Genomic DNA, 532 nt, shown 5'->3' on the forward strand with positions numbered 1-532 from the left:
GTCAAGGACCTGCTGGCCCACGTGCTGGCCGCGCACGCCCCGACGGTCGCGCCCGAGGGCTCGTTCAACAACGAGCTGGGGGTGCCGCTGACCGTGCTGCGCGCCGACGCGACGACGCGGCACCTCGTCCTCGAGATGGGGGCCCGCGGACTCGGCCACATCGCGCACCTGTGCGCGATCGCGCCGCCGGACGTCTCGGTCGTCCTCAACGTCGGGACGGCCCACGCGGGCGAGTTCGGTGGGCTCGACCGCACCGCCCGGGCGAAGGGCGAGATCGTCGAGTCGCTCGATGCCGACGGCGTCGCGATCCTGAACGCCGACGACGACCGCGTGGCGGCGATGGCCGCGCGCACCCGGGCCCGCGTCGTGACGTTCGGACGCTCGGGTGACGTCCGGCTCGTGGGCGACGTCGCGCTCGACGACGCGGGGCACCCGCACTTCGGTGCCGACATCGACGGCGTCGTGCACGAGGTCACCGTGCCCCAGATCGGCCGGCACCACGCCACGAACGCCCTCGCAGCGCTGGCGGCCG

At 74.8% G+C, this 532-nt stretch carries 1 protein-coding gene; it reads left to right on the forward strand.

Going from position 1 to position 532, the window contains the following annotated elements:
• Positions 1 to 532: Mur ligase family protein (locus tag RT323_RS15400; protein ID WP_313410014.1), on the forward strand; the 532-nt coding region annotated here is incomplete at both ends.

The sequence above is a fragment of the Aeromicrobium sp. genome (genome assembly GCF_032084975.1).
In the GTDB taxonomy this organism is placed as follows: Bacteria; Actinomycetota; Actinomycetes; order Propionibacteriales; family Nocardioidaceae; genus Aeromicrobium.